General features: G+C 61.2%; 14 protein-coding genes. 1 reads left to right on the plus strand and 13 read right to left on the minus strand.

The annotated features are described in order from the left end of the window. Positions 1-87: 87 nt before the first annotated feature. On the plus strand, positions 88-1,377 hold the full coding sequence (gltA, locus tag V4T21_RS06290) for a citrate synthase (RefSeq protein WP_332714552.1): 1,290 nt from the start codon (positions 88-90) through the stop codon (positions 1,375-1,377). On the opposite strand, the gene V4T21_RS06295 is transcribed toward gltA, so the two are convergent. From V4T21_RS06295 to rpsB, 13 genes are all read right to left on the minus strand, one after another. Further along, on the minus strand, positions 1,374-2,498 hold the full coding sequence (locus V4T21_RS06295) for a lipid-A-disaccharide synthase (protein ID WP_332714554.1): 1,125 nt from the start codon (positions 2,496-2,498) through the stop codon (positions 1,374-1,376). The two genes, gltA and V4T21_RS06295, sit on opposite strands and share 4 nt — an antisense overlap. After that, on the minus strand, positions 2,491-3,318 hold the full coding sequence (gene lpxI, locus V4T21_RS06300) for a UDP-2,3-diacylglucosamine diphosphatase LpxI domain-containing protein (RefSeq protein WP_332714556.1): 828 nt from the start codon (positions 3,316-3,318) through the stop codon (positions 2,491-2,493). The genes V4T21_RS06295 and lpxI overlap by 8 nt, the downstream gene beginning before the upstream one ends. Then, on the minus strand, positions 3,315-4,130 hold the full coding sequence (gene lpxA / locus V4T21_RS06305) for an acyl-ACP--UDP-N-acetylglucosamine O-acyltransferase (protein WP_332714558.1): 816 nt from the start codon (positions 4,128-4,130) through the stop codon (positions 3,315-3,317). Before lpxA ends, lpxI begins: the two co-directional genes overlap by 4 nt. After that, positions 4,127-4,564: a 3-hydroxyacyl-ACP dehydratase FabZ gene (gene fabZ / locus V4T21_RS06310; RefSeq protein ID WP_332715056.1), complete on the minus strand. Its 438-nt coding sequence runs from the start codon at positions 4,562-4,564 to the stop codon at positions 4,127-4,129. The genes lpxA and fabZ overlap by 4 nt, the downstream gene beginning before the upstream one ends. Positions 4,565-4,611: 47 nt before the next feature. Next, complete coding sequence (gene lpxD, locus V4T21_RS06315) at positions 4,612-5,634, minus strand: UDP-3-O-(3-hydroxymyristoyl)glucosamine N-acyltransferase (protein ID WP_332714560.1); 1,023 nt, start codon at positions 5,632-5,634, stop codon at positions 4,612-4,614. Positions 5,635-5,703: 69 nt separating this feature from the next. Continuing rightward, on the minus strand, positions 5,704-7,830 hold the full coding sequence (gene bamA / locus V4T21_RS06320) for an outer membrane protein assembly factor BamA (RefSeq protein WP_332714562.1): 2,127 nt from the start codon (positions 7,828-7,830) through the stop codon (positions 5,704-5,706). 192 nt (positions 7,831-8,022) lie between these two features. Next, positions 8,023-9,135 carry an RIP metalloprotease RseP gene (gene rseP, locus V4T21_RS06325; protein WP_332714564.1) on the minus strand — a complete coding sequence of 371 codons (1,113 nt, stop codon included), beginning with the start codon at positions 9,133-9,135 and terminating at the stop codon, positions 8,023-8,025. A gap of 64 nt (positions 9,136-9,199) precedes the next feature. Further along, positions 9,200-10,075, minus strand: a complete 876-nt coding sequence (locus V4T21_RS06330; RefSeq protein WP_332714566.1) for a phosphatidate cytidylyltransferase — start codon at positions 10,073-10,075, stop codon at positions 9,200-9,202. Next, the gene (locus V4T21_RS06335; RefSeq protein WP_332714568.1) at positions 10,072-10,821 is read right to left on the minus strand and encodes an isoprenyl transferase; all 750 of its coding nucleotides are present in this window, start codon (positions 10,819-10,821) and stop codon (positions 10,072-10,074) included. The genes V4T21_RS06330 and V4T21_RS06335 overlap by 4 nt, the downstream gene beginning before the upstream one ends. A gap of 35 nt (positions 10,822-10,856) precedes the next feature. After that, a complete protein-coding gene (gene frr, locus V4T21_RS06340) occupies positions 10,857-11,417 on the minus strand; it encodes a ribosome recycling factor (RefSeq protein ID WP_332714570.1) in 561 nt (186 codons plus the stop codon). 76 nt (positions 11,418-11,493) lie between these two features. Continuing rightward, the gene (pyrH, locus tag V4T21_RS06345; RefSeq protein WP_332714572.1) at positions 11,494-12,207 is read right to left on the minus strand and encodes a UMP kinase; all 714 of its coding nucleotides are present in this window, start codon (positions 12,205-12,207) and stop codon (positions 11,494-11,496) included. A gap of 47 nt (positions 12,208-12,254) precedes the next feature. Then, positions 12,255-13,181 (minus strand): translation elongation factor Ts, encoded by a 927-nt coding sequence (gene tsf, locus V4T21_RS06350; RefSeq protein ID WP_332714575.1) that lies wholly within the window; start codon positions 13,179-13,181, stop codon positions 12,255-12,257. A 130-nt stretch (positions 13,182-13,311) separates the two neighbouring features. Continuing rightward, positions 13,312-14,109, minus strand: coding sequence for a 30S ribosomal protein S2 (gene rpsB, locus V4T21_RS06355; RefSeq protein ID WP_332714577.1), 798 nt, complete (start codon positions 14,107-14,109; stop codon positions 13,312-13,314). Between the last annotated feature and the right edge of the window lie 46 nt (positions 14,110-14,155).

The raw sequence follows: 14,155 nt of genomic DNA on the forward strand, positions 1-14,155 counted from the left end.
GCATTTTACGAAGTCGTTGTGCGTGCTCAGATCGGGCGAGCCCTGCTGCTCGCGACGGCGCTGGGCCGATGAATCGGGAGGCACTTCATGAGCGATACTAAGGCAAAGCTAACTCTGGGCGATGAGACCTACGAGTTCCCGGTGCTGAGCGGTACAGTCGGTCCGGATGTGATCGATATCCGCTCCCTTTATTCGAAAACCGGTCTTTTTACCTACGATCCCGGCTTCACCTCGACCGCTGCGTGCGATAGCGCCATCACCTATATCGACGGCGACAAGGGCGAACTGCTCTATCGCGGCTATCCGATCGAGCAATTGGCAGACAAGAGCTCTTATCTCGAAGTGTGCTATCTGCTGCTTTACGGCGAATTGCCGAGCAAGCCCGAACTCGCGGATTTCGAAAACCGCGTGACGCGGCACACCATGGTGCATGAACAAATGCACTATTTCTTCCGCGGTTTCCGGCGCGATGCCCACCCGATGGCTGTGGTTACCGGCGTGGTCGGCGCCATGGCCGCCTTTTATCATGACTCGACCGACATTTCCGATCCGATGCAACGCGAAATCGCCTCGGTTCGCATGGTCGCCAAGCTGCCGACCATCGTCGCCATGGCCTATAAATATTCGGTGGGCCAGCCTTTCGTCTATCCGCGCAACGATCTCGATTACGCTTCGAACTTCCTGCACATGTGCTTTGCGGTTCCGGCCGAGGAGTACAAGATCGATCCAGTGGTTGCCAAGGCGATGGATCGGATTTTCACGCTCCATGCCGATCACGAGCAAAACGCTTCGACGTCCACGGTTCGTCTTTCCGGCTCGTCCGACGCCAATCCTTTTGCCTGTATCGCGGCCGGCGTCGCCTGCCTCTGGGGTCCGGCCCATGGCGGCGCGAACGAGGCGGCGCTCAACATGCTGCGCGAAATCGGCACAGTGGATCGCATTCCCGAATTCATCGAGCGCGCCAAGGACAAGAACGATCCGTTCCGTCTGATGGGCTTTGGGCACCGGGTTTACAAAAATTACGACCCCCGCGCTGCGGTGATGCAGGAATCGGCGCGCGAAGTACTCGAACTGATGGGCGTTGAAAACAACCCCACGCTCCAGGTCGCCCAGGCGCTCGAAAAGATCGCGCTGGAAGATCCCTATTTCGTCGATCGCAAGCTCTACCCGAATGTGGATTTCTATTCCGGCATCATTCTCGATGCCATCGGCTTCCCCACCTCCATGTTCACCGCCATCTTCGCGCTGTCGCGCACGGTGGGCTGGATTGCTCAGTGGAAGGAAATGATCGCCGATCCGCAGAAAAAGATCGGCCGTCCCCGCCAGCTCTACCATGGCGCCACGACCCGCGATTATGTGGATATCGCCCAGCGTTAAGCGGGCAGATAGCCGATAATCTTGTCGATCGGATTTTGAAGGGGCGCTTCGGGCGCCCCTTTTTCCATGAGCGCGCGAATGTCGCGAAAGCCCGCGACTTGCGCGGCAAGAGCCTTGGAATTTCCGATCAACGATTTGGTCACGGTGGCGAGCTTGTCGGCGTCGCCATTGTGGACAAAAAGGACCTCCGGGATCACATCGCGACCGGCGATGATGTTGGGCAACCCTATGAATTGGGTTGTCGCCTTTTCGAAAAGTCGCACCTGCGCGCCCTCCGCAACATAGGTCAGCACCTGCGGAACCCCGGCAAGAGCGAGCTCCAGGGTGACCGTGCCGCTGGCCGCGATTGCGGCGACCGCCTCCTGCAATGCCTGCTGCCGCTCCTCCTGGGTGACGAGCACGGAGACCGGGAACGGCCATTGCGCCACCATCCTGTTGATGCGGGCGGCTTGCGAGCGCGTCGAAAGAATTGCGAAGCCGGTTATGGAAGGAAGCGGGGCAAGCTGTTCGGCGGCGGTGCCCAGCATGGGCAGATGCCGTGCGATTTCACCTGACCGACTGCCGGGAAGCAGCAGAAGCGGGCCGGCTTTCGGTTGTCCTTCGCGCATGGGGTATTGCTTGAGCGCCGGGTGACCGACATAGGCGGTTTCCGGTCCACCCAGCCGTCGCATCGCTTCGGGTTCGAACGGAAGAACGGACAGGATTTCGTCGAAAATACCCACAAGTTTCCTGGCCCGCTCGGCGCCCCAGGCCCAGACGGCGGGAGCGACGTAGAGAATGATCGGTCCCTTGTAGCCGCGCCGACGCAGGGATTGGGCGACGACTTTGGAAAAGACCTGTGCGTCGATAAGGACGACTGCATCAGGGCGTTGTCGCAGGATGGTGGACGCCACCTGCCGGGCGCGCCAGAGCAGCAGCGGCAAACGCAGTATCACGTCGCGATAGCCCATGACGGCGAGGTCATCCATCGGGAACAGCGAGGACAATCCCTCGCCTTCCATGGCATCGCCGCCCACTCCCGTGATGGTTAGATCTGCGCGGCGCTCCTTAAGACCGGCCATCAAATTGGCACCGATGCGGTCGCCCGAAGCCTCGCCGGCGAGGATAAAAACGCTAGTCATCCGAGGCCATCAGACCAAGGATCGCGATGCTGGCGGCATCGGCGGCAGCAACGAGCTCGGCGCGTCCGATGAGCAGCGTGCGGCCAGTCTCGACGACGATCGCCTCGATTCCCGCCTGCTCGGCCAGTTCTATAGTTCGTTTGCCAATGGCTGGAAGATCGATGTGCAGGGGCTGTCCAGGCTTCGATGTCTTAGCCAGCACAAGATGGCCGCGCCCATTGCCGATCAAACCCCGCTCGCGATAAACGCGGCAACGTTCGAGCAATTCGTCAGTGCCACCGATATCCTCGGTGGCCACGACGCGCCCGCCCGCCACCACCAGAGCCTGCCCCAGATCGAGCGTTCCCCCCTTGCGCGCGATGTTGAAGGCGAACTCGGCGGTGCGGCGCAGATCGCCTTCCAGGGGAACGGCCCCGATCTGCCCTTCGGGCGCGAGAAGATCGGCGACGATTTCATGGACACCGATAAACGGCAGGCCGAGCATTTTAAGGAGGGCCGAGCCGAGTTGGGACAGTTTGCTGTCGCCTTTGCCAGTCGCTTCCTTTTCGCCGGCGAACTCGGCAAAGGTTTCACGCTCCTTGTCCGACATATGCATGGCGCCTACGGCACAGACGTGGGTCGCCTTGAATTTGCGGATTTCGCGCAAAACCTGATCGGGGCGCGAGACCTTGATCGAGAACGGGTCTTCGCTGGCCAGGTCGGCCCTTGGATGCAGGGCCAGAACGCGGATTTCCCACCCTGCGGCTCTGGCTGCGGCAATCGCCTGGGGCACAAGGTCGCCCGACCCCACGACCAGGGCCAGCCGCCCGGGCCCGCTCATTCGTCCGTCGAGCTGCCGTTTCCGTTTCGCGGCATGCAAAGTGCGCGTTCGGATGGCGTGCGGATGAAATCGATGACGTCTTCGACGAGCTTTTCATCCTTGAACATTTCGGCAGCGTCTTCGATGCGCTCGCGCAGCGTACCTTCGTTGGAAAAGATCATCCGATAGGCGGCGCGAAGCGCATGGATCGACTCGCGATCGAACTTCCGGCGCTTAAGGCCCACGAGATTCAGGCCGCCGAGATAGGCGCGATTGCCCAGCACCGAGCCATAGGGGATCACATCGTTTTCAACGAACGACATGGCGCCGACGAAGGCATGGGCCCCGATGCGGACGAACTGGTGCACGCCGCAAATTCCGCCGAACCTGACGTAATCGTCAACCACGCAATGACCGGCAAGCGAGGCCTGGTTGGCCATCACCACATAATTGCCAACGCGGCAATCGTGCGCGATGTGCACGCCCACCATCAAGAGACAGTTGTTGCCGACCCGCGTCTCCATGCCCCCGCCGGCGGTGCCGGGATTGATGGTGACGTATTCGCGCAGCACGCAGTCTTCGCCGATAGTGACGGTGCTCGGTTCCCCTTCGAACTTAAGATCCTGAGGCGGGTGGCCGATCGAAGAAAACGGATAAACGGTCGTCCGGGCGCCAATCGCGGTGCGGCCATCGACCGAAACGTGCGATACGAGCCTGACCTCGTCACCCAGCGTCACGTCGGCGCCGACGATGCAATAAGGCCCAATGGAAACGTTTTCGCCCAGGGTCGCATGATCGCTGACAATGGCCGTTGGATGGATTGCTGCGGTCACTCTTGTTCCCTGACGATCATCGCCCCGATTTCGGCTTCGGCAACCACGGTGCCATCCACGATCGCCTTGGCTTCGTAGCGGCCGACCGTCTTGCGACGGTGAATTTTCTTTATGTGATATTCAAGGCGATCGCCGGGCTTGGCGGGCTTGCGGAATTTCACCGCGTCGATGGTCAGCAGGTAAACGATATGCCGCCCGCCCGACTGGTTTTCGAGGTTGATGACGATGGCGCCCGCAGTTTGGGCCATCCCCTCGATGATCAGCACGCCGGGAAAGATCGGTTCGCCGGGGAAATGGCCGAGAAATTGCGGCTCATTGTAGGTCACGTTCTTGATGCCGACAGCGGAGTCGTCGCCATCGATATTGATAATCCGATCAATCATCAGGAAGGGATAGCGATGCGGCAGCGCCTTGAGAATCGCGTCGATCTCCATGCTGGAGAGTTCTCCGGCCTGCCGGGCCGTATCCTCACTGAGCGTACTCAAACCTTATCCCCTTTCGCCAGTCGTCTGATCGCCGCGATCTCGCGCTTCCACATCCTTACATCCTGCGCGGGCGCTCCGGCAATATTGGAGCCCGGCGGAAAGCTGTGGGTAATTCCTGAACGCGCGAGAATGCGGGAATTCGCACCGATGCGCAGATGTCCCGCACTTCCGACATTGCCGCCCATCACCACACCATCCTCGAGAATGGTGGAGCCGCTGAGCCCGCACATGCCGGAAATAACGCAGTTGCGCCCGATATGGCAGTTGTGGCCGATCTGGACAAGATTGTCGATCTTGGAACCCTCGCCGATTACGGTATCCCCAAGCGTTCCGCGATCGACAGTGGTGTTGGCGCCCAATTCGACGCGATCCTGGATGATGACTCGGCCCAGTTGCGGAATCTTGCGGTGCCTGTCGGCCCGTAACTGGAAGCCGAAACCTTCCGCGCCGATCACCACGCCGGGCTGCAGGACGACTTCGTTACCCAGATAAGCGCATTCGATCGAGACGTTGGAGCCGATGACGCTGTTCCGCCCAATCGCAACGCCTGCGCCGATGGTGGTGTTGGCGCCGATGACGGTGCCCGATCCGATCTGCGCTCCGGCGCCGATCACGACGCCCGCCCCCATGATCACCCCCGGCTCGATGAGCGGCGCCGGTTCGGTCCGCGTCGAAGACCGCACGACCGCTGCGCTGTCATCGGGATAGAGCACGTTGAGCACATCGACGAAAACGTCATAGGGATTTGCGCACACGACTGCCAACGCATCTTGCGCCACTGCCTCCGCGAGCTCGGCGGTGACCAGAACGACCCCTGCCCCGCTGGCCGAGAGCTGGTCGGCATATGCCCGACTCGCAGCAAAAGATATGGCGGCGGCGCTTGCGTCGGAAAGATCGCTCGCGCCCTCGATTATCGGGTCCAATGCAAGCGCGGCGGCCAGATCGCCATTGCCGGACGATACGAGCAGGTCCGACAGCCGGATCGGGCCGGTACATTCATGAAAACGATTGTCGATCATTGGGGCGCCTGAAAAAGAAACCGCGGCATTGTCGCGCCGCGGTTTCAGCTTTTTCCATGAAACGGACGATTAGAACAGTGTCGACAGCGTCAACTGGAAGACCTGAGTTTCGTCCTGATCGTCTGGATCGATAACGTGAGCGAAGTCACCACGCAGCGGGCCCAGCGGCGATTCCCAGATCAGCGAGCCGCCGACCGACGACTTGAACTCGGTGCCAAGGCCAGTAGTCTCCACGCCCTGGGTGTCCGGAATACCGTCGATCCAGCCGACATCACCCCAGACCGCACCGCGGATACCCCAGTTTTCCGGCAGAAGCGGGATCGGGAAATCGACTTCGGCAGAGAGACCTGCGTAGGACAGGATGCCCACGGGGTTGCCGGCACCGTTCTCGCCCGAGGCCACCCGAGCGCCCATACCACCGTAGCGATATCCTCGCACCAGATCGGGGCCGAGCTGCATGGCGTCGGTCGGGTGAATACCATTGCCGTCGACATCGGTAACCGTACCGGCCGTACCGCGAAGGCTCGCCACCATGCCCATTTCTTCCCAGATCGGGTAGTAAACACGGGCGCGGACTTCGGTGGTCAGGAAGTCGGAGGTGAGCGTGGTATAATCCTGCGAGAAGGACAGGATCATGCCTTCGGTCGGACGGCGCTGATTGTCGAGCGTGTCGTAGGTCAGGGTATAGCCAACACTCAGACGATCACGTGTACCGCCGAGATAGTCAGGAGCATCGCCCGTGTTTGAGAAGGTTACCTGCTCCAAGCCCACACGGGTAGAGAGGGTCAGATCCTCGGCAACCGGAATTCCGAAGCGGAGGCGACCGCCCGTGGTTTCGGTGCTGTAGGTGAAGTTGCTGCTCTCACCGGTTACGCGGCGATAGAGATCGACGCCGGCGGAAACGCGCAGGCCCATGAAGCGCGGCTCGGTGAAGCTGAAATCATAGGTCTCGCCATTTTCCGAGCGCCCGATTGCAGCGCGCAGATACTGGCCACGCCCCAGGAAGTTGCGCTCGGTGAGCGAAATTTCACCAAAGATGCCATCGCGGGTCGAATAGCCGGCACCAACACCATAGTCACCGGTGCTGCGCTCGACGACGGCGACGTTGAGGATCACACGGTCAGCCGAGCTACCGGGAGCGGAGGTCACCTGCACCGACTGGAAGAAGCCCAATGCCTCGATATTGGCACGGCCCTTGGTCACCAGCGCACGGTTGAACGGATCACCTTCGGAGAAGTCGAACTCGCGGCGAATGACATAGTCGCGGGTCTTGGTGTTGCCCGTGATGTTGATGCGCTCGACATAGATACGCGGCCCTTCGTCAACCAGATAGGTGACGTCGAAGGTTCCGTTCTCGAGGTTACGATTGATGCGCGGACGAACTTCCGCGAAGGGATAGCCCTGATTGGTCGCACCGATCGCCAGATCGCCCGTGGTCGCCGAAAGATCGGAGAGCGAATAGCGGCTACCGCTGCCGGTCGAGATGTCGCCGCGCAACGCGTCGGCATTGAGACCGGGGATCGACGTTTCGATGGCGATGTTGCCGAAATTGTAGCGCTGCCCTTCGTCAACCGTGAAGTTGATGTAATAGGCATTGCGCTCGGCATCGAACTGGGCGACGGCCGACAGAACGCGCGCGTCGGGGAAACCGCGGTTAGCGTAATAAAGGCGAACGCGCTCGCGATCGAGAGCCAGGCGATCTTCCGCATAGACGTCGTCGCGGAACAGCCAGCTCAGGAGATGGGTTTCCTTGGTGGTGATAACGCCCTTGAGAACCGAAGAGCTCATCGAATTGTTGCCGGTGAAATTGATCGCGGCAATGCCGGCACGATCGCCTTCATTGACGTCGAACAGCACGCGAACCCGACCGTCCGTGGTCGGCTCGACGCGATGGGTCACCGTGACGTTGGAATATCCGGCTTGGCTGTAAGCGGCCTGGATCGTCTGGATATCGGTAGCGATGCCCGCCTGGGTGTAAACCCGGCGCATCGCGACATCGACCATGGCCTGAAGCTGATTGTCGTTGAAACGGCTGTTGCCGTCGAAACCGATGGCGGCAACCTGAGTTCCCTCGGCCACCTGCGCTTGCGCCTGGGGAACCCCCAGGACCAACGCCGCACTCCCCATGAATGGCGCGAATGAAAAAAGCGCCATGGCGAGGAGGACGCTGTGCAAAAGCTTGGCTGATTTGGTCATGATTGTTCTTGCTTGCCTTGTGAGACTTTGTGCCGGGAATCGTCTCCAGACGTGGATTCCCCCATACTCCGACGACAGGTTTTACCTGTTTTTGCTCCACGAGCAAGGCGAAACCCCATGCTTCGCGGCCAAAAGATGACCATGGCTGTTTTCGTGCAACACTCGCTAACCCCTTGATACCTCGCGCCCGATCTAAATCAGGTCGTTGATCAGCGTCGCGACCATGAGCGTACACACCAGGACGAAGCCGATGCGGTATCCGATTTCCTGAACGCGCTGGCTCAGGGGTTTCCCGCGCAAGGCCTCGTAGAGGTAGTACATCAGGTGACCACCATCCAACATCGGCACTGGGAAGAGGTTAATTATCCCGATATTGAGCGATAAAAGTGCGGTTAGGTTAACCAATGCTAACAAACCGAGGGTCGCCACCTCCCCGGAAACCTGCGCCATGCCCACCGGACCGGCCACCTGATCGAGATCGGCGCGGCCGATGAAGATATCGCCCAGGAAGATGAGGGTGCGGTCGATGATGAACCAGATTTCCTCGAACGTCATCCCGATCGCTTCGACGGGACCGGGCTGGTAGCGAACGACATCGTTCTCCCCCACTTCCCGGCTGACGCCGATGCGCCCGATCTGGATATCGCGTCCGAATCGGGTGGTGGCCGTTTCCGAGCGCGGGACCAGGGTCAGTTCCACCCTCTCCCCGTCCCTTTCGATTACGATGGGGACCTGGCGGTCGGGCGAAGTCGAAACGATCCTCTGAACGTCCTCGAAGCCGCGAATGCCATAGCCATCGACGGCGAGGAACGTATCGCCGGGCACGAGGCCGGCAATGGCCGCAGGCGATTCCGGCGCCACTTCACCGACAACCGGAGCAAGCGTTAGGCGGCCATAGCCGAGCAACATCACGTAGAGGATGAGGAAGGTGAAGATGATATTGGCCAAGGGCCCCGCAACCACGACCGCCATGCGCTGGAAGACGGATTTGTTGGCGAAAAGATGCGGCGCAAGGGCCGGGTCTTGCAGTTCGGGAGCGTTGGGGTCGGGAACGCTGGCTTCGTTGGCGTCCCCGGCAAACCGCACATAGCCACCCAGCGGAAAGGCGGCGATGCGCCAGCGCGTACCGCGCCGATCCGTCCAGCCGAAAAGCTCCGGGCCGAAACCGATCGAAAAGGCATCGATGGCCACTCCGTTCCAGCGCGCGACGAGGTAGTGCCCCATCTCATGGACGAAGACGATGACCGTCAGCACCGCCAGAAAGGGGATGATATAATTGAGGAAGAACGGAAGCTCGCCGATCATCGCATTCCCTTGCATTCGATGGGATCACGTTGGCTTTGAGCCGCCAATGTGTCCAATTGAGGGGTTACCAGAACAGGATGCCCTGCGGCACGGCGCCCAGGCCCCGATTGGCGAGGCCGATGCACCAGAGCACGATGCCAGCGACCGTCAGGCTGTCGATCCTGTCCATAAGACCGCCATGGCCTGGGATTATGTCGCCACTGTCCTTGACCGCAAAGCGGCGTTTGACCGCACTCTCGCCCAGGTCGCCCAATTGCCCCGAAATCGAGACCACCACCGAGATCAACAGGCCGATGGCAAAGGGTGACGGGGTATCGAGTGCCCATCCCGCCAGAAACCACACGAGAATTCCGCTCAGCGTGCCGGCACACAGTCCGCCCGCAGCGCCCGACCAGGTCTTGGACGGAGATACATCGGGCGAAAGCTTCGTGCCGCCAACGATTCGGCCGACGAAATAAGCGCCGATATCGGTCATCCAGACGATCGATACGAGGAAGATGCCGGCCCATATGCCGACTCCCGAACTGCCCCGGATGGCGAGAAACGCAATGGTGGCAACGCCGAAAAACACGAGCCCGCTTATGCGCCAGTGTCGATTGGGTGCCCTAACGACCAGCGCCGCGACAATCGCCACGCCGAAGATCACGGCGCTCGCCCACGCACCGTTCATCGGGTAGGCGATGGCGATCAGTGCGATCAGCCCCATGAACAGCACCCCCGGCCAGGGTGCCTGCTGTCCGGTGATCATGGTTTCCCATTCGCGATAGGAGCCCGCCATCACCAGAGCGATCAGCAATGCAAAGGGAACCCAGCCGGCCACCAAGGCGATGGCCGTGAGCGGAATGAGAACGATCGCCGAAAGCAGGCGCGGCAGCAGGTCCGGCCCGAAGGGCCATAGCCTCGAATATATCGATTTGCCCCTGCTCTCCTGGTCCGTCACGTCCTGATACCGCCAAACCGCCGATCGCGCCCAGTGTAGGTCCTTAGCGCCCGAACGAAAACCGCCTCATCGAAGTCCGGCCAATTCTCGGGCACGAACACCAGTTCCGCATAAGCGGACTGCCAGAGCAGGAAATTGGAAAGCCGCATCTCGCCGCTGGTGCGCAGGATCAGGTCCGGATCGGGCAGGCCCGATGTGTCCAGATGATGGGCAAGCGTGGTCTCATCGATATCTTCTGGGCGCAACTCGCCGGCAGCCACCTTCTGGGCTATGGCCCGGGTGGCGTTGACGATTTCGACCTTGGCGCCATAGTTGAACGCAATGATCAGGTCGAGCCCGGTATTGTCTTTGGTCCGGGTTTCCACATCGTCGATAATCCCGCGCAGGCCCCTTTCGAGCCCGCTGCGTTCACCGATGATGCGGATACGCACGTTGCGCTGGTCGAGCTTTTCAAGATCGGAAGCAACAAAGCGGCGCAACAGGCCGAAGATAAACCGAATCTCGTCCGGCGGGCGCCGCCAGTTCTCGGCCGAAAACGAAAACAGCGTCAGGCACTGGACGCCATAATCCATTGCCAGTGTCACCGCCCGGCGCACAGCCTCAACGCCCGCCCGGTGCCCTTCCGAACGGCTGAGGCCCCGCTGCTTTGCCCAGCGGCCATTGCCATCCATGATGACCCCGATATGGCGCGGAATCTTGAGGTCGCGCTCGGGTTCTATCGATGCTGCTGCCGGATTCGTGGACATCGGTTCCCTCGGAACGGGACCAAGCGGGACGCCGCTCAGACGTGCATGATTTCCTGTTCCTTGGCGGCAACGAGCTGATCGATCTCGGCGATCGCTTCGTCCGTCGCTTTCTGGACTCTGTCTGTTTCGGCGCGAGCGTCGTCCTGCCCGATCTCGCCATCCTTATCGAGCTTGCGCAGAAGCTCGATGCCGTCGCGGCGGACGTGACGCACGGCGACACGGGCCTGCTCGGCATATTGATGGGCGACCTTGGAGAGTTCGCGGCGGCGCTCTTCATTGAGCTCCGGCAGTGGAACGCGGATGATCTGCCCTTCAGCCATCGGGTTGAGGCCCAGCGAAGATTCGCGGATCGCCTTATCGACCGCAGCGGCCATCGAGCGATCCCAGACCTGAACGCTGAGCATGCGCGGCTCGGGCACCGTTACGGTCGCCACCTGGTTGAGGGGCATCATCGAACCATAGGCATCGACCATGATCGGCTCGAGCAGGCTGGCGCTGGCTCGGCCCGTGCGCAGGCCCGCAAGATCGCCCTTCATGGACTCGATCGATTTCTTCATCCTGACGCGCAGGTCTTCAAGTGAGAACGCTTCGGACATCAAGTTTCTCCCGGTCATCGCGGGCAGTTCGCCGTTTGAGGGCGCTCTACCCGAGTTCTTGGTTTCAAATGTGGCGTCAGCCAACACGCGTACTGGGGGTTCGTCCCTCGAGAACGCCCACCAGACCGTCCTCGTCCGACAAGGCATAGACGATTATCGGCAAGCCGTTGTCCCGCGCAAGCGCAAATGCCGCAGTATCCATCACCCGCAGGTCCTGCGCGATCACCTCCGCGTGGGAAATGGTCTCGAACCGGGTCGCTGAAGGGTCCTTTTCGGGGTCGGCGGAATAGACGCCGTCCACCTTGGTTCCCTTGAGCAGAACGTCGCAGCGCAATTCGATGGCCTTGAGGGCAGCGGCGGTATCGGTGGTGAAGAACGGATTGCCAGTTCCGCCCGCGCAGATCACCGTTGCGCCCCCCTCAAGTGCAGCGATCGCGGCGCGCTGGGTGAAGGTGTCGCAAATCGAGGGCATCGAGACCGACGAGAAGACGTGAGGCCGCCCCCCTGCCTTGCGAATGGCATCGCCAAGCGCCAGCGAATTGATCACCGTGCCAAGCATGCCCATGTGGTCGCCGATCACGCGATCGCCGCCCTTGGCCGCAATGGTCATGCCACGGACGATATTGCCGGCACCGATGACGATTGCCACCTGGATGCCCTGCCGGGTGAGATCGACGATCTGCCGGGCGATGGCATTGAGGAACTGTGGCTCAATTCCATATGATTGGTCTCCGGCGAGCACTTCGCCGGAGACCTTGAGTAAGACGCGTGAATAGGCGTGTCTGGACATGGATGTCCCGCTTTTGAACTAACGAATCCGTGATACTTCGGATTACGTTACGCGGTGCCCGCAGCGGCGGCAACCTCGGCGGCGAAGTCAGTTTCCTGCCGCTCGATGCCTTCACCCAGAGCAAAGAGCACGAAGCCCGTCACCTTGATGGGGGCGCCCACTTCCTTTTCGGCGTTCTTGACGGCCTGTTCGACCGAATTCTCGCCGTCGATGACGAAGGTCTGCGCCAGAAGCGTCACTTCCTCATAGTACTTGCGGATACGGCCTTCGACCATCTTCTCGACGATGTTGTCGGGCTTGCCGGACGCCTTGGCCTGTTCGGAGAATACGGTGCGCTCGCGCTCGACGGCCTCGGCATCGAGGTCTTCGGAGGAAAGTGACATCGGCTTGACGGCCGCGACGTGCATGGCGATCTGCCGACCAAGCACTTCGAGCTTGTCCTTGTCACCGGACGATTCCAGCCCGACCAGCACGCCGATGCGGCCCAGGCCTTCCGAAATCGCCGAGTGGACATAGGTGCCCACGACGCCTTCGCTCACTTCGAGCAGGGCGGCGCGGCGCAGGGTCATGTTCTCGCCGATCTTGGCGATCGCTTCGGTCAGCTCCTCGCCAACCGTGCGGCCGGTGCCCGGATAGGCAGCGGCGGCGAGCGCCTCGACGTCACCATCGACGGCGAGCGCCGCTTCGGCTGCGTTGCGCACGATCGACTGGAACTGCTCGTTGCGGGCAACGAAGTCGGTTTCCGAGTTGATTTCCACCACTGCAGCGCGACGGCCGTCGGTGGCAACGCCAACCAGGCCTTCGGCGGTGACGCGATCGGCCTTCTTGGCCGCCTTGGCCAGGCCACGAGCGCGAAGCCAGTCGACTGCCGCTTCGATATCGCCATTGGTTTCGGTGAGCGCCTTCTTGCAGTCCATCATGCCCACGCCGGTCATTTCGCGGAGCTGTTTTACGTCTGCTGCACTGATTGCCATCTCGATACCTCTTTGTCTGCCCTCATCTCCGCGCTCACGGCACGGGGTGGGCACGGATAATAGGAAAAGCGTGTCGGAGAGATGACGCGCGGTAATCCCGCGCCATTCCCTCCGGACGGAAACGCGCGATTTAGGCCTGTGCGGCCTGCTCTTCGGCGGGCTGTTCTGCCGTCTCTGCCTCGAGCGCCGGCTCTTCGAGCACTTCTTCCGAAGCGCCAAGATCGCGGCCCAGCGACGAGGACGAGCGCGAGATGCCGTCGATCGCGGCCTTGGAAACCAGCGAAAGATAGAGTTCGAGCGCACGGGAGGCGTCGTCATTGCCCGGGATCGGGTAATCGACGACGTCGGGATCGCAATTGGTGTCGACGATGGCGACGACCGGAATGCCCAGACGACGCGCTTCCTTGATCGCGTTGGCTTCCTTGTTGGTATCGATCACGAACAGCAGGTTCGGGATGTTGCCCATGTCCTTGATGCCGCCCAGGTCGCGCTCGAGGCGTTCCTGCTCGCGGCTGCGCTGCAGGCGTTCGCGCTTGGTGAGGCCGGAGGCGCCTTCGGCCTGAAGGGCTTCGAGCTCACGCAGGCGGGCGATGGAGTTCGAAATCGTCTGCCAGTTGGTCAGCATGCCGCCGAGCCAGCGCGAGTTGACGAAATACTGTGCACTCTGGCGCGCGGCCTCGGCCACGAGCGGGGCAGCCTGACGCTTGGTGCCCACGAAAAGCACGCGGCCACCATCGGCGACGGTGTCGCTGATGAGCTGCAGGGCGCGATAGAGCGCCGGCACGGTCTGGCTCAGGTCGAGAATGTGGATGTCGTTGCGAACGCCGAAAATGTAGCGTTCCATCTTGGGGTTCCAGCGATGCTTCTGGTGGCCGAAGTGAACGCCGGCCTCAAGCAACTGACGCATGGAAAAATCGGGCAATGCCATGGGTATAACTCCTTTACCGGTTATGCCTCTGCAAAGGGAAAGAGGT

The organism is Pelagibacterium mangrovi (assembly GCF_036662815.1).
Classification (GTDB): domain Bacteria; phylum Pseudomonadota; class Alphaproteobacteria; order Rhizobiales; family Devosiaceae; genus Pelagibacterium; species Pelagibacterium mangrovi.